The sequence below is a fragment of the Microbacterium sp. W4I20 genome (assembly GCF_030816505.1).
GTDB lineage: Bacteria > Actinomycetota > Actinomycetes > Actinomycetales > Microbacteriaceae > Microbacterium.
This window is the reverse complement of sequence record NZ_JAUSYB010000001.1, coordinates 3,359,124-3,376,183: the sequence shown is the minus strand read 5'-3', so window position 1 is coordinate 3,376,183 and position 17,060 is coordinate 3,359,124. Positions and strand designations below refer to the sequence as shown.

The 17,060-nt window shown below is 68.7% G+C and carries 18 protein-coding genes; 6 read left to right on the top strand and 12 right to left on the bottom strand.

Annotated features, from left to right (window positions below):
* Nucleotides 1-2 precede the first annotated feature (2 nt).
* From QFZ21_RS16340 to QFZ21_RS16310, 7 genes are all read right to left on the bottom strand, one after another.
* A complete protein-coding gene (locus QFZ21_RS16340) occupies nt 3-335 on the bottom strand; it encodes a YciI family protein (RefSeq protein WP_307379672.1) in 333 nt (110 codons plus the stop codon).
* An 86-nt stretch (nt 336-421) separates the two neighbouring features.
* Entirely contained in the window at nt 422-760 is a 339-nt protein-coding gene (locus QFZ21_RS16335; RefSeq protein ID WP_307379670.1) for a YciI family protein, read from the bottom strand.
* Between the two features lie 97 nt (nt 761-857).
* Nucleotides 858-1,508 (bottom strand): hypothetical protein, encoded by a 651-nt coding sequence (locus QFZ21_RS16330; RefSeq protein ID WP_307379667.1) that lies wholly within the window; start codon nt 1,506-1,508, stop codon nt 858-860.
* A gap of 35 nt (nt 1,509-1,543) precedes the next feature.
* A complete protein-coding gene (locus QFZ21_RS16325; protein ID WP_307379664.1) occupies nt 1,544-1,855 on the bottom strand; it encodes a hypothetical protein in 312 nt (103 codons plus the stop codon).
* Nucleotides 1,856-2,010: 155 nt separating this feature from the next.
* Entirely contained in the window at nt 2,011-3,042 is a 1,032-nt protein-coding gene (locus QFZ21_RS16320; protein WP_307379662.1) for an ABC transporter permease, read from the bottom strand.
* Complete coding sequence (locus QFZ21_RS16315) at nt 3,039-4,538, bottom strand: sugar ABC transporter ATP-binding protein (RefSeq protein WP_307379661.1); 1,500 nt, start codon at nt 4,536-4,538, stop codon at nt 3,039-3,041. Before QFZ21_RS16315 ends, QFZ21_RS16320 begins: the two co-directional genes overlap by 4 nt.
* Before the next feature lie 86 nt (nt 4,539-4,624).
* A complete protein-coding gene (locus tag QFZ21_RS16310; RefSeq protein WP_307379659.1) occupies nt 4,625-5,665 on the bottom strand; it encodes a substrate-binding domain-containing protein in 1,041 nt (346 codons plus the stop codon).
* A 246-nt stretch (nt 5,666-5,911) separates the two neighbouring features.
* Between QFZ21_RS16310 and QFZ21_RS16305 the strand changes: the two genes are divergently transcribed.
* Entirely contained in the window at nt 5,912-6,802 is an 891-nt protein-coding gene (locus QFZ21_RS16305) for an AraC family transcriptional regulator (protein WP_307379656.1), read from the top strand.
* 33 nt (nt 6,803-6,835) lie between these two features.
* On the opposite strand, the gene QFZ21_RS16300 is transcribed toward QFZ21_RS16305, so the two are convergent.
* The 4 genes from QFZ21_RS16300 to QFZ21_RS16285 all read right to left on the bottom strand — a co-directional run bounded on the left by QFZ21_RS16300 (nt 6,836) and on the right by QFZ21_RS16285 (nt 14,061).
* Nucleotides 6,836-7,771, bottom strand: a complete 936-nt coding sequence (locus QFZ21_RS16300; protein WP_307379654.1) for an aldose 1-epimerase family protein — start codon at nt 7,769-7,771, stop codon at nt 6,836-6,838.
* Between the two features lie 2 nt (nt 7,772-7,773).
* The gene (locus QFZ21_RS16295) at nt 7,774-10,758 is read right to left on the bottom strand and encodes a DUF5107 domain-containing protein (RefSeq protein ID WP_307379652.1); all 2,985 of its coding nucleotides are present in this window, start codon (nt 10,756-10,758) and stop codon (nt 7,774-7,776) included.
* Between the two features lie 164 nt (nt 10,759-10,922).
* A complete protein-coding gene (locus tag QFZ21_RS16290) occupies nt 10,923-11,423 on the bottom strand; it encodes an amino-acid N-acetyltransferase (protein ID WP_307379650.1) in 501 nt (166 codons plus the stop codon).
* A 109-nt stretch (nt 11,424-11,532) separates the two neighbouring features.
* Complete coding sequence (locus tag QFZ21_RS16285; RefSeq protein ID WP_307379649.1) at nt 11,533-14,061, bottom strand: ATP-dependent Clp protease ATP-binding subunit; 2,529 nt, start codon at nt 14,059-14,061, stop codon at nt 11,533-11,535.
* A 222-nt stretch (nt 14,062-14,283) separates the two neighbouring features.
* Here QFZ21_RS16285 and QFZ21_RS16280 point away from each other — a divergent pair, with 222 nt between their 5' ends.
* From QFZ21_RS16280 to QFZ21_RS16260, 5 genes are read left to right on the top strand one after another with little or no spacing between them, the layout of a single operon-like run.
* A complete protein-coding gene (locus QFZ21_RS16280) occupies nt 14,284-14,904 on the top strand; it encodes a hypothetical protein (protein ID WP_307379648.1) in 621 nt (206 codons plus the stop codon).
* Nucleotides 14,904-15,677, top strand: a complete 774-nt coding sequence (locus tag QFZ21_RS16275; RefSeq protein ID WP_307379646.1) for a hypothetical protein — start codon at nt 14,904-14,906, stop codon at nt 15,675-15,677. The genes QFZ21_RS16280 and QFZ21_RS16275 overlap by 1 nt, the downstream gene beginning before the upstream one ends.
* On the top strand, nt 15,674-15,910 hold the full coding sequence (locus QFZ21_RS16270; RefSeq protein ID WP_307379645.1) for a helix-turn-helix transcriptional regulator: 237 nt from the start codon (nt 15,674-15,676) through the stop codon (nt 15,908-15,910). The genes QFZ21_RS16275 and QFZ21_RS16270 overlap by 4 nt, the downstream gene beginning before the upstream one ends.
* A 56-nt stretch (nt 15,911-15,966) precedes the next feature.
* Nucleotides 15,967-16,212, top strand: coding sequence for a CopG family transcriptional regulator (locus tag QFZ21_RS16265; protein ID WP_307379642.1), 246 nt, complete (start codon nt 15,967-15,969; stop codon nt 16,210-16,212).
* Nucleotides 16,209-16,658: a TA system VapC family ribonuclease toxin gene (locus QFZ21_RS16260; RefSeq protein ID WP_307379640.1), complete on the top strand. Its 450-nt coding sequence runs from the start codon at nt 16,209-16,211 to the stop codon at nt 16,656-16,658. Before QFZ21_RS16265 ends, QFZ21_RS16260 begins: the two co-directional genes overlap by 4 nt.
* A gap of 2 nt (nt 16,659-16,660) precedes the next feature.
* On the opposite strand, the gene QFZ21_RS16255 is transcribed toward QFZ21_RS16260, so the two are convergent.
* Entirely contained in the window at nt 16,661-17,026 is a 366-nt protein-coding gene (locus QFZ21_RS16255; RefSeq protein ID WP_307379638.1) for a YbjQ family protein, read from the bottom strand.
* Between the last annotated feature and the right edge of the window lie 34 nt (nt 17,027-17,060).

Sequence of the window (17,060 nt, the reverse complement as noted above, 5' to 3'; positions counted from 1 at the left end):
GTTCACTCCATCGGCCAGACCGGACGCACCTCGACACGTCCGAAGCGGGCCATCGGATGCTTCGCGGCGATCTCGATCGCCTCGTCGAGGTCGGCCACGTCGATGAGGTCGAACCCGGCGATCCACTCCTTCGTCTCGGTGAACGGTCCGTCGGTGAGGATCGTGCGGCCATCCCGCACCGTCACCGTGGTCGCATCGGACGGCGGTCGCAGACGGTTGCCCGTGCGGGCGACCTTGCGGCTCTCGACCTCGGCGACCCATTCCTCGATGTTGTCCTCTTCGGGAACGTACGCCGGGGCGGCCGGGTCGCTGACGATGAACAGCAGATATTCCATGTGCTCTCTCCTCTTCGAATCGATTCTTCGTCATGACGACGGCGGCGACCAGGCCGGGAGGACACTCGGTGCGAAGAAATCCTGCGTCAGTGCATCAGCCGGCGGATCTCGACGGGCGAGAAGCGGGTCTCGGCGAGGCGTCCGGCGATCTCGAGCGCCCGGTCGCGGTCGACCACATCGACGATGTAGTACCCGCCGACGATCTCGGCACCCTCCGTGAACGGACCGCGGGTGGTGATCGGCTTTCCCCGGTAGGTGCCGATCACCGTCGCATCCTCCTGATCGAGCTCATTCGAGTCGACGAGTTCCCCCGACTCCTGCAGTTCGACGTGGATCGCGCCGTGCGCCTCGTGGAACACGGTTGCATCGGTGTCCCACTGCTTCCGGGCGTCGTCGTCGGTCAAGATGCTGATCATGTAACGCATGAGCGTCCTCCTCGTTCCGTTGTGGATACACCCGTACGACGGATGATGCCGCACCAGGAGGACATCGCGCTCGGGCGCGGCAGAACGCCGGGCGGGATCAGTACAGCAGGATCTGCGTGGTCGAGACGCTCGTGAAGCCGCCGATCGAGACCTCGACGTGGTACGACGAGCCTCCGCCGGGGGCGCGCTGCCGGTTCTCCTGGTCGCAGGTATCGACGCTCGAGCGCGTGCGGTCCCACGTCACCGGTTCCTTGCTGGTGACCGTCGCGCCCGCCGCGAGCGTCGCGATCATGCTGCTCGGGTTCTCCTGGCAGTCCGTCGAGCGCCACCACACGTCGGCGCCGCTCGACACCGTGAACACCTGCGTGGTCGAACCCACGTCCATCGTGCAGTCCGTCTTGCCCTTGTTCGTGAGCGAGATCGAGAGCCGGGGTGTGACGCCGGAGGCGTAGGAGTCGGAGTCGGTCACCGCGGACACCTCGATGTCCTTGGCTGCGCAGGCGACGATCGCGGGGGTGGCCTCTCCCGACGGCGACGGGCTGGGCGATTCCGCGTCTGGGGAGGGCGAGGAAGACGGCGTCTCCTCGGCCGTGGCAGAGCTGGTGGGAGCCGGGGTCGAGGCGGCGCTCGCCCAGGGCCGCGCGATCAGCAGCCAGGCGGAGACGCCGATGAGGGCGACCAGGAGGACGAGCCCGATCAGGAGCACCAGCCGCCGGCGACGGTAGACGGCGGCGGAGTGACGGGGCATGCGTCCAGGCTAAGCGATCGAGTGCGAAGAACCGGTCAACCGGGCGGCTCTGGCGAGGCCTCATACGGCCGATCGTCACACGTCACCGAGCCGCTGTACTTCCCCGCACGGGCGTCCGCGAGCATCGTGCTCGACGCGACTTCGGTGGGGATTACGGCGACCTCGACAGAAGTGGCGTCCCCCAGGTGGGGCCGGTCGGCGCAGAGAGCCACCACACTCCAGTCGGGACTGCCGTAGTTCACTGCGGTGTAGGTCGGATCGGCATCCGCGAGCACCGACACATCCTGGATGACGACGAAGATGTCCGGCGGTATCTGTCTCGTCAACTGCTCGAAGGTGCCGCCCAAGAACGAGCCGAGTGGTCGGTCGCTCGGACTCGGCGACGGGGGAACCGAGCCCGAGCACCCCGTGAGAGCCAGGACGATCCGTATGTCCTCCGTTCGGGGGACATACGGATCGCATTCCGGAATGACGGTTCGCCGCGGAAGATCCGGCGCCGTGATCAGCCCGGGATGCCGATGCGCCTCTCGCCCGACCGCAGCTGCTGGATGACTACGGCGATCACGAGCAGCGCCCCCTGGGCGACGTTCTGCCAGAACGAGTTGACCCCGAGGATCGTCATGCCGTTCGTCAGCACACCGAGCAGGATCACCGCGAGGATCGTTCCGGAGATCGTCCCCTTTCCCCCCTTGAGCGCCGCGCCTCCCAGCGCCGCCGCGGTGATCGCCTGCAGCTCCAGCCCTTCGGAGCCCGAGATCGGCTGACCGGACCCGGTGCGCGCGGTGATCAGGATGCCGGCGATCGCCGCGATGGCTCCGGTCACCATGTAGACGCCGATGATGTAGCGGTTGATGTTGATGCCCGCAAGACGGGAGGCGATGTTGTTGCCGCCGACCGCATAGATGTTGCGGCCCCAGGTGGTGTATCGCAGCACGATGTGGGCGAGCAGCGCCACCACCAGCAGCACCAGGATGAGCGTCGGGATCCCGGCCACACCGCCGCGGGCGAGGAACACGAAGAACGGGTCGGCGCCGGTGTACCCCTGCGCCCGACCGTCTGAGATCAGCTGCGCGACACCCTTGAACGCCGCGAGGGTGGCCAGGGTCGCGATGACCGGGTTCACGCGTCCGAAGACGATGATGCAGCCGTTCACCAGGCCGCAGAGCACGCCGATCCCGATCGCGCCGACCACGCCGACGGCGGGCCCGGCGACCGTGAACAGCATCGCCGACGTCACGGACGTGAGCCCGGCGATGGACCCGACCGAGATGTCGAGCGCGCCGAGGATGATGACGATCGTCTGCACCACGGCCAACAGCCCCATGATCGCGATCGCGGTGCCGATCACCTTGAGGTTGCCCACGCTGAAGAACAGCGGATTCTGGAACCCGATCACCGCCACCACGAGAACGATCGCGATGATGAGCGAGATGTTCTGCGCACCGACCCCGCTGATCAGTCGCGAGACGGGCGAGGCGCCCTTCGGCGGCGCAGCCGCTCCGACCGGCGCCGTCTTCACACTGTTGTCGCTCATGCGGCGACCTCCTCGTCCATCGCGAGCGCGAGAATGCTCTCTTCGGTTGCCTCGGCGCGCGGGAGCTCTCCCGTGATGCGGCCGTGGGCCATGACATAGATACGGTCCGAGACGCCGAGCACCTCGGGGAGTTCGCTGGAGACCACGATGACCGCGACGCCCTCGTGCGCGAGTCGGTCGATGATCGCGTAGATCTCCGCCTTCGCGCCGACGTCGATGCCGCGGGTGGGCTCGTCGAGCAGCAGGAGCTTCGGCTTCGTGGCGAGCCACCGCGAGAGCACCACCTTCTGCTGGTTGCCCCCGGAGAGACGTCCGACCAGCTGCTCCGGGCTCGGTGTGCGGATGCGGAGGGAGTCGATGTAGCTCTGCGCGAGCGCCGACTCGTCGGCATCCTTCACGAAGATCCATCGCGACAGGGAGCGGAGCACGGCGAGCGCGGTGTTGTCGCGGACGCTGCGGTCGAGCAGCAGCGCCTCGGCCTTGCGCGCCTCGGGAGCGAAGCCGATGCCGGCCTGGATGCTGTCGCGAGGGCTCCGGAACCGACGTGCGGTGCCGTGCACCCGGATCTCGCCGTCGGTGACGAGCAGGTCGCCGGCGATGGTCTTCATGAGTTCGCTCCGCCCGGCGCCGACGAGACCGGCGACGCCGACCACCTCGCCCGCGCGGACCGTGAGCGAGATGTCCTGCACGATGTCGTTCGACACGTGGTCGAGCTCGAGCACGACGTCGCCGAGCGCGGCGGGCTCCCGGTGGAAGAACTGGGTGAGGTCGCGGCCGACCATCATGCGCACGAGTTCATCGTGATCGGTCTCCCCGACCGCCTTCGTGCCGACGTAGGCGCCGTCACGCAGCACGGTGATGCGGTCGGCGAGCTGGAAGATCTCTCCCATCCGGTGCGAGACGTAGCCGATCGCGACGCCGTCCTGCTGCAGCTGACGGATCAGCGCGAACAGCAGCGTCACCTCTTCGTCGCCCAGGGACGACGTGGGCTCGTCGAAGCAGATGACCTTCGGCTGCGCGATCACGGCGCGCATGATCTCGACGATCTGCCGCTGCGCGGGCGAGAGGTCGGCGCCGAGGGTTCGGGCGTCGATCACCCGGTCGAAGCCCCAGCGCCGCAGCTCCTCGGTCGCGGTCTTCTCGAGCTGGCCGCGGCGGAATCCGACGGGCCCGAGGGCGCCGATGTAGATGTTCTCGGCGACCGACACCCAGGGGACGATCTCCGGCTCCTGGGCGATCACCCGCAACCCCGCGTCGCGCGCATCGGCGGGACCGGTGAAGTCGACCGCCGCTCCGGCCAGCTGCAGCTCGCCGCCGTCGGGACGGTAGTCGCCGCCGAGGATCTTGAGGAGCGTGGACTTTCCTGCGCCGTTCTCGCCCATGAGGGCGGTGACCTCGCCGGCGCGGAGCTCGAGGTCCACCCCGCGGAGGGCGTGGACCGGACCGAACGACTTCGTGATCGCGTGCGCTCGGAGCGCGACGGCCTGCTCAGTCATGCGTGCCTCTCAGGGGGTGGGGTCGACGTGCGGTCGCACTCGGGGACGGAGGGGCGACCGCTTCCGCGGCCGCCCCTCGGTGAGCGTCAGGTGCAGACGACGCCCTTGTCCTCCCAGTTGCTCGCGTCGACGATCTCGGTGTTCGCGACGGTCTTCGGCGGCAGCTCCGTGCCGTTGCGCAGCAGGTCGACCATCGAGGTGACCGCGGCCTTGCCGACCTCGACACCCGAGATGAACAGCGCGGACTTGTTGCCCGTCTCCTGTCCGGCGTTCCAGTCCTTGCACGTGAGGTAGGCGCCGAGTCCGACGCCGACGATGTCGGCCGGGGCGACACCCGAGTTCTGCAGCGCCGTCACGACGCCGGTCTCGTTCTCGTCGTTGCAGCCCCAGACGACCCAGTGCTTGACGCCGGCGTTGGCGGTGATGATGGCGCCCGCCTTGTCCTGCGCGTCGGTGGCCGAGTTGTCGGTGCCGACCTCGATGACCTCGGGGCCGTCGGGGATCGCCTCGGAGAAGGCGGCGACGGCGCCGTCGACGCGCTCGACGCAGTTCGGCTGGTCCTGCTTGTAGGCGGAGAGGATGCGCGTGTCCGCAGCATCCCATCCGGCCTCCTCGAAGAGGCGTGCGGCTTCCGCGCCCACCTTCTCGCCCATGGAGGTGCCGTCGAAGCCGGTGAAGGCCGCGGCCTCGCCCTGGGCGTCCTCGATCGGATCGTCGGCGGCCATGATCGGGATGCCGGCGTCGGTGGCGAGCTGGATCACCTGCGGGCCGATCTGCGTGTCGGGGACGACGATGATGATCGCGTCGACACCCTGTGCGATGGCGGCCTCGACCTCGGAGATGGCCTTGTTCGAGTCGGTGCTGACGTCGACGACGTTGATGGTGACGTCGCCGTCGGCCTTCGCGGCCTCCTTCGCCCCATCGGCCTCGTCGATGAAGTACTGCTGGTCGCCCTGCTTCTGGATGAGAGCGATCGTGAGCGGGCCGTCGGAGGCGCCCTTGTCGCCGCCGCCGGCCGGCTCGGCCGTCTCCATTCCGGATGAACAGGCGGTGAGCGCGGCGAGAGCCAGGACGGCGACCCCGCCCGCGGCAGTACGCGCCCAGAGGCGGCTGCGTGTGGCGAACATTGAGACTCCTTCGTCTTCCGTGCGATGACCGGCCGTGGCGACCGGATGCTGTGTGGAACAGATCGAACGTACATCGTCGGCGGCACGGCGCTTGAGGACGATCTAACGGATCACATGGACTTTTCTCTGGCACCGTGTCGGACGCCCGCGCTCGGTCCTCTCCGCGCGGTGGCCGATCAGCGGCTACCCTGACAGCAGCGCTCTGAGGACACCACCGTCGGGGCCGACCATATCTCGGGACGCATCATGGACGACTCGCCTGTCGAACTCGAACCTCACTATCGCATGGAGGGCTTCGAGCATCAGCGTCTGTGCGTGCTGCCGCGTCCGCAGGTCGAGACTGCGCTGGGCGCCGCGGGAACCCGTCGCCTGCTCGTGACCGACGCCGGCTACTTCCCCACCGCACGCGGTCACCGTCGGGTGCGCCCGCGTGGCTGCGCCGAGACCGTGGTGCTGCTCTGCGTCTCCGGCCGCGGCACCGTGACCATCGCCGGCGAGGCCCATGTGCTCACGGCATCCGGTTCGATCGCGATCGCCGCCGGAGCACCGCACTCCTACGAGGCCTCGGACGACGACCCGTGGAGCATCTGGTGGCTGCACGTGCGGGGGACGGATGCCGCGGAGCTCGCGGTGCAGCCGCTGGGGCGGCAGAGTCCGGTGACCAGGCTCCGCTCGATGGACCGCGTCGTCGCGCTCTTCGACGAGCTCGTCACCACTCTCGAGCGACGGCTCTCACCACCGCAGCTGCTGCTGGCCTCCGGCGTCGCCTGGAACCTGCTCACCCGGATCGCCGCGGACAGCATCCTTCCCCACGAGGGGTCCGCGCTGGAGCGGGCCATGCGGTATCTCGAGGCGCGCGTCGACGGCAACATCCAGGTCAGCGAGCTCGCCGCGCTCGTCGGCATGTCCCCCTCGCACCTCAGCGCCCTCTTCCGCGAGGCCACCGGCAGCGGTCCCGCTGCTTTCCACACGTCGCTGCGGATGACGCACGCGCGGAACCTGCTCGACACGACCTCGCTGTCGGTGCGCGAGATCGCCGCGGCCGTCGGGTACACGGACCCGCTCTACTTCTCGCGGCACTTCCGGAGGCTGCACGGCCTCAACCCGACGGGTTACCGCGCGCTGCACAAGGGCTGACTCCGGGCGGTTCCAGGGTGACTCCGGGCTGACTCAGGCCCCGATGCGACGGATGACCCAGCCCGCGCTCACCGATCCGCCGGGTGGGACGACGAGCAGATCCTGCTGCGAGTTGAACGCGTCCGGCGGACAGGTCATCGGCTCGATCGCGATGCCGCTGCGGAAGTCGTCGCCGGCGCCGTGATCGCTCGTGTAGACCTGCGCCCAAGGGCAGCGTTCGTCCCAGGCGATCTCGACTCCGGAGCCGTCATCGGCGCGCAGCTGCGCCCGGGCCTGCCCGTTCCGGCGCGCGAATCCCGTGTACGCGTTGTTGATCGCGGTCGCGCCGATGCGCCGCGACGCCCGGAAGTCCCGACCCTCGGCAGCGGGGTCCGCCACGAGCACGCTGCGCTCCGGCAGCATCCGATCCGGTGTGACGAGCAGGAGCTGCGCGGCATCCATCTCGAACGTCAGGTCGTCGACGCCGCGCTCACGAGGAGCCCCCAGGGTCAGATAGGGGTGCCCGCCCAGCCCGACCGGTGCCGCTGTTGCGCTCTCGTTCGTGGCGGTGATCTCCTGACCGAGGCCGTCGGGGCCGAGGCGGAACTCCGCGTCGATGCGCACCCGCCAGGGATACCCGGGCTGCGGAGCGATCACGCCGGTCAGGGTCACCCGGTCAGGAGCCTCGGCGGTCGCCGAGAAGTCCGTCCAGGCGATGAGTCCGTGCGCCGCGTTCCGCGTCTCGGGCTCGTTCTGCACGAGCCGGTGGATCTCGCCGCCGAACTCGTACCGTCCGTCCGCGAGGCGATTCGGCCACGGCGCGAGCAGCGCTCCCCGCATCGACGGCCGGATCTCGTCCTCCGCGAACGGTACGACGAGGTCTGCTCCGTCGTACTGCAGCGAGCGGAGGGTCGCGCCGACGCTCGCGATCCGCGCCTCGTAGTGCCCGGATCGCAGGACGTGCGCGGTTCCCGAGAGCGGCACCGGCACGATCAGTCGTCCTCGTCGTCTTCCCCGACCTGACTGAAGAGCAGCAGCTCCGGCAGGCTCGTGGCGAAGTAGTCGGTCACGCCGTCGTCCCGCACCGCGACCGGCGGCACATAGGCGGCCCGCGCTTCACCGAGAGTCGCCGGCGGGTCCGTGCGCGGCAGGCCGAGCGCGTCGAGAGTGAGATCCCACGTCGCGATCGCCTGCCCTTCGCCGCCCTCCCACGGGTGGAACGGACGCGTGAGCAGGATGCGGTGCGCTTCGACAGCCGCGCCCTCCGCCACGAGCAGGCGCGCGTACTCGATGGCGAAGTCGTCGCGGGTGAGGACGAGGCCTTCGACCGGTCGCAGGGCGGCGAGCCGCTGCGCGCTGCCGTGCCCCAGACGTGCGGCCAGTTGATCCTGCTCGTAGCGGATGCGCGCATCCGCCGGTGCCGCCTCCACCGCGCGCTCGTACAACCGCCACGCCCTCTGCTCGTCGTGCTCGACGTTGTACGCCGCCAGCGCGGCGTTGCGGAACAGCACCGGGTCCGGGTGGCCGGCCTCGATCGCGCGGTTCCATGCTGCGGTCGCGTCCTGTCGACGCCCATGCGCGTAGAGCAGCATGCCGAGCAGCGAGAGGGCCACTCCGTCGTCGGGCTCCGCCTGCACGGCGAGGTCCAACGCCTGCAGGGCGTCGAGTCCCGAGGGGAAGGCCCAGCGCTGGTCGGCTTCCCGGGCGCGCGAGCGCGCACGGGCGGCGGCCTCGTGGTCGCCACGGGCCGCATGGATCTCGGCGGCCAGGTAGCCCGCGAGCGGCCGGACGTTGCCCGAGCGGCGGACCGGCGCGGCGATGGCCCTCTCCAGCACCTCCAGCGCGTCGTCGGTCGCGCCCGCGAGCTTCAGGTCGAGCGCGACGTCGAGCAGCAGCCCGGCGTCGTCGTCGAGTTCGCGACCGGCCAGCAGACGGAGGGTCGCGTCGAGCGGGTCGGCCTCGAGAGCCTCCCGCGCGAGGGTAGTGCTCGCCGCCTCGTCCCCCTGTCCCCGCAGGATGAGAGCACGGAGGGCGATGCGTCGCGCGTCGTGCCCGACCACGCCGTCGAGCGTGTCGAGCACCCGCAGCGCTGCGCGCTGCTGCCCGGTGCGCAGGAGCGAGCGGACGAGTTCGACGCCGGATGCCGGGGCCCAGGTGCCGTCCCATCCCGCCTTCCCGAACATCTGCTGCGCGTCGCGCTCCCGGCCGAGGCGGGCGAGGACGAGCCCCGCGAGGTAGTACGCCTCGGTGTCGGTGGGGTTGGCGTTGCGGCGGGTCAGGCGCGCGATCGCGGTCCGCGCGTGCGCGAGGGCCACCTCGAACCGACCGGCCCGGTACGCGCGATCCGCGAGCGCGAGGTTCGTGCGGGCGTCGCCCGGGTCGCGCTCGAGGGCGGCCCGCCAGTACGGCAACGGCGACCGCGTGGGATGCCGGTTCTGCAGGAGGTGCAGGCCCGTGAGATACAGCTCCTCGACGCTGTCGATCTCCGCGGGCAGCGGCGGCTCATCCGCGACCCAGGGCTCCTCGTCCGCGGCATCCGTCGGCGTCCACCGCACGAGCAGGCGCCCCTCGGCGTCGAGCAGCTCTGCGGTGATCGCGGTCGACGGCGCGGCATCCGATTCGAGGGCCACCGGCACGCCGGGGACCAGGTCGACGGTCAGGGCGGCGACGACATCCGTGCCGTCGAGGATGCGCAGGGTCGCGCCCTGACGACGGCTGGTCACGGCGAACCTGGCGGAGACCGTGGTTCCGCGCTCGACATGCACCGCGGCATCCGTCGTCGCCTGGTGGGCTGCACCGATCGCAGGGATCGGATACCAGTACTGCGAGAACGTCTTCGTCTCGCCGGGGAGCAGCCACGCGAAGTCGGGCTGGTTGTCGGTGTAGACCCCGGCCATGAGCTCGACGTACGGGCCGTCGCCGTCGGTCAGCTGGTCGTCCCAGGCATGCCCGAAGGGGGCGTCGCCCCACGTCCACTGCTTCTTGCCGGGGGCCAGGCGTCGCTCGGCCCAGTGCACGAAGCCGGCGCCCGCGGCGTGGTCGTAGCCGCCGAAGAAGTCCTGCTGCGAGTCGACGATCATGTACGAGGTCGGCACCGGGATGTTCCGGTAGAAGTCGATGCGGTCGGCGCCCTCGTGCGCGGCGGCGAGCGCGGGGTAGTCGACGCCGTAGTACGGACGATCGGCCTCGGGGAACGCGGTCAGAGCACGGCGAGCGTGGTCGGCGACGTAGCGCACGTCCTCCGGGAAGAAGGACTGGTAGTCGTCGTGCACCCGCGCCGCGACGTTCGCCCACCACAGGAACGTCTGACGCTCGCTGGTGCGGTTGTGCAGTCGCACGACGAGCTCGACGACCGAACTGCCCGCACGAAGACGGATGCCGTGCTGCGCCGACATCCGCGTGAACGGGTCGTGGTCATGGCACCAGACGGTCACGGAGCCGTCTTCGTCGTTCTCGATCGTGGTCTCGACCGGCAGGTAGGTGCCCGGACGATGATGCTGCGGCCAGTTGAACTCGATTCCGCCGCTGATCCAGGGCCCGGCCAACCCGACGAGCGCCGGCTTGATGACGTTGTTCCGGTAGAAGAAGTCGTACCCGGTGGTCTTGTCGTAGCCGATGTGGATGCGGCCGCCGAGTTCGGGAAGCACGACCAGACGCACGTACTCGTTCTCGAGGTGGATCGCCTGCCACTCGCGTACCACGCCCTCGTCGGCGATCTGCTCGGTGAACGGGATCGGATACACCTTGCCGCTCGACCCCTGATAGACGCGGTGATCGAGATACATCGGGTGGATGCTCGGCTCAGCGGCCTCGTAGGTGCGGATGCTCAGCGGCTCGCTCCACGCGATCGCCGCACCGCGATCCAGGTCGGCACGCAGAGCGCCAGTCGCCTCGGGCAGCACGATCCGGCCCGCGTCGCCGGCAAGCGGATCGGAGTCGGTCATGGTCGATCCGACGTCGACGACATCGTTGTTCATCCGTGGAACCTCCGTGCGGGTGCGTGCCGCCGGCACACTGCAGCCGACGACAGGACGCGAAGTCCTGCGACGAAGCTATCGCCGGGGCGCGTCGGCTCCCATGGCCTGAACGGGGAAGAACATGGACGAAACGATGGACCGCGGGAGACGGCCGCGGGGCGGAGTCAGAGCACCTTGAGCATGCGGGTGTTGCCGAGGGTGTTCGGCTTCACGTGCGCCAAGTCGAGGAACTCCTCGACACCGGCGTCACCGCTGCGCAGCAGCTGCGAGTAGACATCCGGGTCGACGACCTGCTCGCCGATCGGGGTGTACCCGCGGCGGCTGAAGAACTCGACCTCGAAGGTGAGGCAGAACAGCCGGCTCAGGCCCAGGGCGAGCGCGGTCGCCTCGAGGTGGTCGACGATGCCGCGCCCGACCCCGTGGTGCAGCCAGTCCTCGCGGACGAGCAGGGTGCGCACTTCACCCAGGTCTTCCCAGATCACGTGCAGCGCGCCGCATCCGATCAGTTCTCCGTCGGCTTCCGCGACGACGAACTCCTGCACCGCGCCGTAGAGCACCGCGAGGTCCTTGCCCAGCAGGATGCGCTGCTCCACGAGGGGCTGCAGCAGCTTGCGGATGCCGACGATGTCGGCGCTCCGCGCCGGACGGACGATGTACTCACTCACAGCCCCAGCCTAGACATGCAGAAGGGGCGGATGCCGCAGCATCCGCCCCTTCTGGGTCCTTGCCCTTCGTCTCGCTGCGCTCGCTCAGGAACCGCAGGGAGGGAAAGGGTTACTCTCCGCTGGCAACGGCCAGGTCGGGGGTGCCCGAGATGCCGGCGCCGGCGGTGTTGACGCCGACCGCGACCTTCTCGCCGCGCGGGCCGTGCTCGAACAGGAACTCCCCGTCCTTCGCGTCGACCTTCACGTGGTCGCCCGAGTTGAGCTCGCCGTGCAGGATCTTCTCCGACAGACGGTCCTCGACCTCGTGCTGCATCGCGCGACGCAACGGGCGGGCACCGAGTGCCGGGTCGAAGCCGATCTCGATGAGACGCTCCTTCGCGGACTGCGACAGCTCGATCGTCATGTCGCGGTCCAGCAGACGCTCGCCGAGGCGCTTGGTGAACAGATCGACGATCTGCACCAGCTCCGGCTTCGACAGCTGCGGGAACACGATGATGTCATCGACGCGGTTGAGGAACTCGGGCTTGAAGTGCCGCTTGAGCTCTTCGTTCACCTTGCCCTTCATCCGGTCGTAGCTGTTCGAGTCGTTGCCCTCGATCTGGAAGCCCACCGGGCCGCCGGCGATGTCGCGCGCACCGAGGTTGGTGGTCATGATGATGACCGTGTTCTTGAAGTCCACGATCCGACCCTGGCCGTCGGTGAGCCGACCCTCTTCGAGGATCTGCAGCAGCGAGTTGAAGATGTCGGGGTGGGCCTTCTCGATCTCGTCGAACAGGACCACGCTGAACGGCTTGCGGCGCACCTTCTCGGTGAGCTGGCCGCCCTCTTCGAATCCGACGAATCCGGGAGGGGCGCCGAACAGACGCGAGACGGTGTGCTTCTCACCGAACTCGCTCATGTCGAGCGAGATGAGAGCGGCCTCGTCGTCGAACAGGAACTCGGCGAGCGCCTTGGCGAGCTCGGTCTTTCCGACACCCGTGGGGCCGGCGAAGATGAACGAGCCCGAGGGACGCTTCGGGTCCTTGAGGCCGGCGCGCTGGCGACGGATGGTCTTCGAGAGGGCGGCGATCGCCTCTTCCTGACCGATGACGCGCTGGTGGAGAGCCTTCTCCATGAAGACGAGCCGCGAGGACTCCTCTTCGGTGAGCTTGAACACCGGGATGCCGGTGGCCTGCGCCAGGACCTCGGCGATCAGCCCCTCGTCGACGACCGCGGAGGTCGCGACGTCGCCCGCACGCCACTGCTTCTCGAGGCGGAGACGCTCGGCGAGCAGGCTCTTCTCCTCGTCACGCAGGGATGCCGCGCGCTCGAAGTCCTGCTCCTCGGAGGCGACTTCCTTCTGCTCGCGGACCTTGGCGATCTTCTCGTCGAATTCGCGCAGCTCGGGCGGGCTCGACAGGATGCTGAGGCGCAGGCGTGCGCCGGCCTCGTCGATCAGGTCGATGGCCTTGTCCGGAAGGAACCGGTCGGAGACGTAGCGGTCGGCGAGGTTCGCCGCGGCCACGATCGCGCCGTCGGTGATCTGCACCTTGTGGTGCGCCTCGTACCGGTCACGCAGACCCTTGAGGATGTTGATCGTGTGCGGCAGCGTCGGCTCGTTCACCTGCACCGGCTGGAAGCGGCGCTCGAGCGCAGCATCCTTCTCGAAGTGCTTGCGGTACTCGTCGAGCGTGGTCGCACCGATCGTCTGCAGCTCTCCTCGTGCGAGGAGCGGCTTCAGGATGCTGGCGGCGTCGATCGCGCCCTCGGCGGCACCCGCACCGACGAGGGTGTGGATCTCGTCGATGAAGACGATGATGTCGCCGCGCGTGCGGATCTCCTTGGTGACCTTCTTGAGGCGCTCCTCGAAGTCGCCGCGGTAGCGGGAACCGGCGATGAGCGAGCCGAGGTCGAGCGAGTAGAGCTGCTTGTCCTTCAGCGTCTCGGGCACATCGCCCTTGACGATCGCCTGGGCGAGACCTTCGACGACGGCGGTCTTGCCGACGCCGGGCTCACCGATCAGGACCGGGTTGTTCTTGGAGCGGCGGGAGAGGATCTGCATGACCCGCTCCGCCTCCTTCTCGCGCCCGATGACCGGGTCGAGCTTGTTGTCGCGTGCGGCCTGCGTCAGGTTGCGACCGAACTGGTCGAGCACCTGCGAGCCGCCCTGGGCGCTCGGGGTGTCGTTCGACTGCGCGCCGACGGCGGCCGGCTCACGGCCGGGGGCGCCGGACAGCAGCTGGATGACCTGCTGGCGGACCTTGTTGAGGTCGGCGCCGAGCTTGACGAGCACCTGGGCTGCGACGCCCTCGCCCTCGCGGATGAGGCCGAGCAGGATGTGCTCGGTACCGATGTAGTTGTGGCCGAGCTGCAGAGCCTCGCGGAGGCTGAGCTCGAGCACCTTCTTGGCGCGCGGGGTGAACGGGATGTGGCCGGTCGGCTGCTGCTGACCCTGACCGATGATGTCCTGCACCTGCTCGCGCACGGCGTCGAGGGAGATGCCGAGTGACTCCAGCGCCTTGGCTGCGACACCCTCGCCCTCGTGGATGAGGCCGAGCAGGATGTGCTCGGTTCCGATGTAGTTGTGGTTGAGCATCTTCGCCTCTTCTTGGGCGAGGACGACCACACGACGGGCTCGGTCCGTGAATCTCTCGAACATGCTGCTACTCCTTTTCGCACTGGGGCGAAGCGCTGCGACCGTGACGGTGCTCTGCGCTTGTACATCGAGAGTAACCACCGCTCGGGCGGTGTATGCCCGTGTTCGCCGTGGGCATAGCGCAGGGCGATCGGCCGCCCGATCGATGTGCCGGGGTTGACGCGGTTATCGATAGTCGTTACGTTAACGTTTATCGCTAACAACGACTATCGATAAGGAGCGATCATGACGAACTCCATACCGAGGGGAACGCTCTCCCGTGGGGACAGGGCGGGACTCATCGTCTTCTGCATCGCCGGGGTGGCCATCGCGGTGAACTTCGTCGTCTACTCGATCTTTCGCATCGTCGAACTCGCTCGCGGAACAGACGTGCCGGTGATCGTCGAGTTCAGCGGCGAGCCCGTCGAGGTTCCGCTCGGCACGGGCGGCGGCACTGTCCCCGTGGGCCTCGACCAGGGAACGATCACGGCCGCCGTCCTGCCACCGATCGCCACGGTGCCCGGCATCATCGGTCAGGTGATCCAAGTCGTCACCATCCTCGTCGTGATCGGATGCCTGATCCTCCTGTCGCGCAGCATCTTCGGCGGGAAGGTCTTCGGTCGGCGCAACACCGGTCTCGTGATGACGGCAGGGATCACCGGACTGGTCGGCTTCGCCGCCGTGCGGTTCTTCGAGAACATGCTCGCCAACGCGACGGTCGCCGTCGTCACCGACAACGCCGTCGAAAACCTCTCGATGACGGTCGAACCGGTCACGTACATCCTCGCCGCGTTCGTCGCCTCGGTCATCGGCACAGCATTCGTCATCGGAGACAAGCTGCAGCGTGAGACGGAAGGGCTCGTCTGATGATCAGTTTCGGTTCGGATGAGGTCTGGCCCTCGCTCGGCTACATCGGCATCGCTCTCGCGGTGATCGCCGTCATCGTCGGCATCGTGGCGTGGCGCGGCAAGAAGAAGGGCAGCCGAACGACCGCGCTCGATGCCGCCCTCGCCATCTCCGGGTGGTGGGTGATGCTGGCCGGTGTCGGCGCCGTCATCATCGTGATCAAGGCGTTCAGCGTGGACTTCGCGGAGTTCCACGGCACGACCAACGTCTGGACGGCGTGGCCCGCCGACCTGCCCTGCTCTGAGTTCGGCGACAGTGAGAGCACGATGCTGACCTGCGGCGGAAACGCGCTCACCGACTTCACCGTCGGCAACGCGTCGCTCGGCCTCCGGCTCCTCTCTGCCGCGGCGCAGCTGTCGACCGGTGCGCTGACGATCATGCCCGCGCTGATCCTGGCCATCATCTGCTTCCAGACACTGCGCGGTGCCACGTTCTCCCGCACCGTGACCCGGGCGCTCACCGGCGGCGCGATCGCCGTGCTGGTGCTGGGCGTGGCATCCGATCTCCTCGGGTCGATCGCGGCGACAGCCGGGCTGCGCGAGGTCTTCGACCCCGGAAGCGAGTGGTACCCCTCGAACCTCCAGCTGACGGTCACGCCGCTTCCGTTCGTGGGCGCGCTGGGCCTCGTCGCCCTCGCCGCCGTCTTCCGCGAGGGATCCCGACTCCAGCAGGAACGCGAGCAGCTCGCGCAGGAGACGGCGCGGCTGCAGAAGGACACGGAGGGCCTGGTGTGAGTCCCGCCGAGAACGACGAGGAGTTCACCGGCATCCACTGCCGACTCGACGAGCTGCTCGCGGAGCGCGGGATGACCCTGACCGAGCTCAGCGGGCTGGTCGGCGTGAGCATCGTGAATCTCTCGGTGCTGAAGAACGACCGCGCGCGGGCGATCCGCTACTCCACGCTCCGGGCGATCTGCGACGCCCTCGGCTGCGAAGTCGGCGAGCTGCTGGTGCTGGCACCCCGCTGACGCCCTCGACCGAAGCTGCGAGGCAGATGTCTGCGCCCCGGCGTATGCTGATATGCATGCGCACCACACTGAACCTGTCCGATGTCCTCGCGGCGGAGGCCAAGCTCCGCGCTGCGTCGGAAGGCAGGACCCTGACGAGCTTCATCGAAGAGGCGTTGCGCGACCGGTTGGCGAAGAGCGCGGAGCCTGCTCCCGTACGACCACTTCCGACGTTCGGCGAACCTGGCACCTCGCGCTTCCTGGTCGACATCGATGATCGCGATGCGCTCTGGGAGGCGCTCGACGAGGTCCCGGCACGGTGATCGTTCCCGACGTCAACATCCTCGTCTATGCGTTCCGCGCCGACGCACCCGAGCATGATGCCTACGCATCCTGGCTCAACGACGCGATCATCCGAGAGCCGATCGGCGTCTCCGACACGATCCTCAGCGGGTTCGTCCGCATCGTGACGCATCCGCGCATCACCACCGCACCCGCCCCCGTCGAGGCCGCCATGTCGTTCACGCGCAGCCTGCTCGCGGCGCCTCGCACTCAGTGGGTCACGGCGGGAGCGCCCACCTGGGAGCGGCTCGAGGCTCTCGCTGCCGATGACTCCGGTATTCGCGGCAACCTGGTTCCCGACGCGTACATCGCCGCGCTCTGCCTGACGAACGGCGCCCGTCTCGCCACGCGCGATCGCGGCTTCGGGCGATTCCCTCACCTCACGTGGTTCGATCCGGCATCCGAGGTGCGCGCGTCAGGGACGTGACGTCAGGCGGGCGGCGGAGTCGGAGGGGCGGATGCCGGAGGCGCCGGCTGACCGAGCGGCTCGACGACGACCGCGGTCCCGTATCCGCACACCTCGCTGAAGCTCCCGATCGAGCCGGTGTCGAAGCGCATCGCGACGATCGCGTTGCCGCCGCGCTGCTGCGCCTCGGCCCACATCCGCGCCATCACGACCTGCCGACTCTCGTACATGACCTGCGTGTACTCCGGGATCTCACCACCACCGAGCGCGCGGAATCCCGCGGTGAAGCTCTGGCCGAAGTCGGTCGATCGCACGGTGAGACCCATCACCTCTCCGAGCACCTGCGTGATGCGGTAACCGGGCACGTCGTTCGTGGTCACGATGAACATGACGACATCGTCCCAGAAAGGCGGATGCCGCCAT

What these genes read in the sequence shown, in the direction of transcription:
- QFZ21_RS16340 (WP_307379672.1), bottom strand. Translation starts at nt 335, where the DNA reads ATGGAATATCTGCTGTTCATCGTCAGCGACCCGGCCGCCCCGGCGTAC.
- QFZ21_RS16335 (WP_307379670.1), bottom strand. Translation starts at nt 760, where the DNA reads ATGCGTTACATGATCAGCATCTTGACCGACGACGACGCCCGGAAGCAG.
- QFZ21_RS16330 (WP_307379667.1), bottom strand. Translation starts at nt 1,508, where the DNA reads ATGCCCCGTCACTCCGCCGCCGTCTACCGTCGCCGGCGGCTGGTGCTC.
- QFZ21_RS16320 (WP_307379662.1), bottom strand. Translation starts at nt 3,042, where the DNA reads ATGAGCGACAACAGTGTGAAGACGGCGCCGGTCGGAGCGGCTGCGCCG.
- QFZ21_RS16315 (WP_307379661.1), bottom strand. Translation starts at nt 4,538, where the DNA reads ATGACTGAGCAGGCCGTCGCGCTCCGAGCGCACGCGATCACGAAGTCG.
- QFZ21_RS16310 (WP_307379659.1), bottom strand. Translation starts at nt 5,665, where the DNA reads ATGTTCGCCACACGCAGCCGCCTCTGGGCGCGTACTGCCGCGGGCGGG.
- QFZ21_RS16305 (WP_307379656.1), top strand. Translation starts at nt 5,912, where the DNA reads ATGGACGACTCGCCTGTCGAACTCGAACCTCACTATCGCATGGAGGGC.
- QFZ21_RS16295 (WP_307379652.1), bottom strand. Translation starts at nt 10,758, where the DNA reads ATGAACAACGATGTCGTCGACGTCGGATCGACCATGACCGACTCCGAT.
- QFZ21_RS16285 (WP_307379649.1), bottom strand. Translation starts at nt 14,061, where the DNA reads ATGTTCGAGAGATTCACGGACCGAGCCCGTCGTGTGGTCGTCCTCGCC.
- QFZ21_RS16280 (WP_307379648.1), top strand. Translation starts at nt 14,284, where the DNA reads ATGACGAACTCCATACCGAGGGGAACGCTCTCCCGTGGGGACAGGGCG.
- QFZ21_RS16275 (WP_307379646.1), top strand. Translation starts at nt 14,904, where the DNA reads ATGATCAGTTTCGGTTCGGATGAGGTCTGGCCCTCGCTCGGCTACATC.
- QFZ21_RS16265 (WP_307379642.1), top strand. Translation starts at nt 15,967, where the DNA reads ATGCGCACCACACTGAACCTGTCCGATGTCCTCGCGGCGGAGGCCAAG.
- QFZ21_RS16255 (WP_307379638.1), bottom strand. Translation starts at nt 17,026, where the DNA reads ATGTTCATCGTGACCACGAACGACGTGCCCGGTTACCGCATCACGCAG.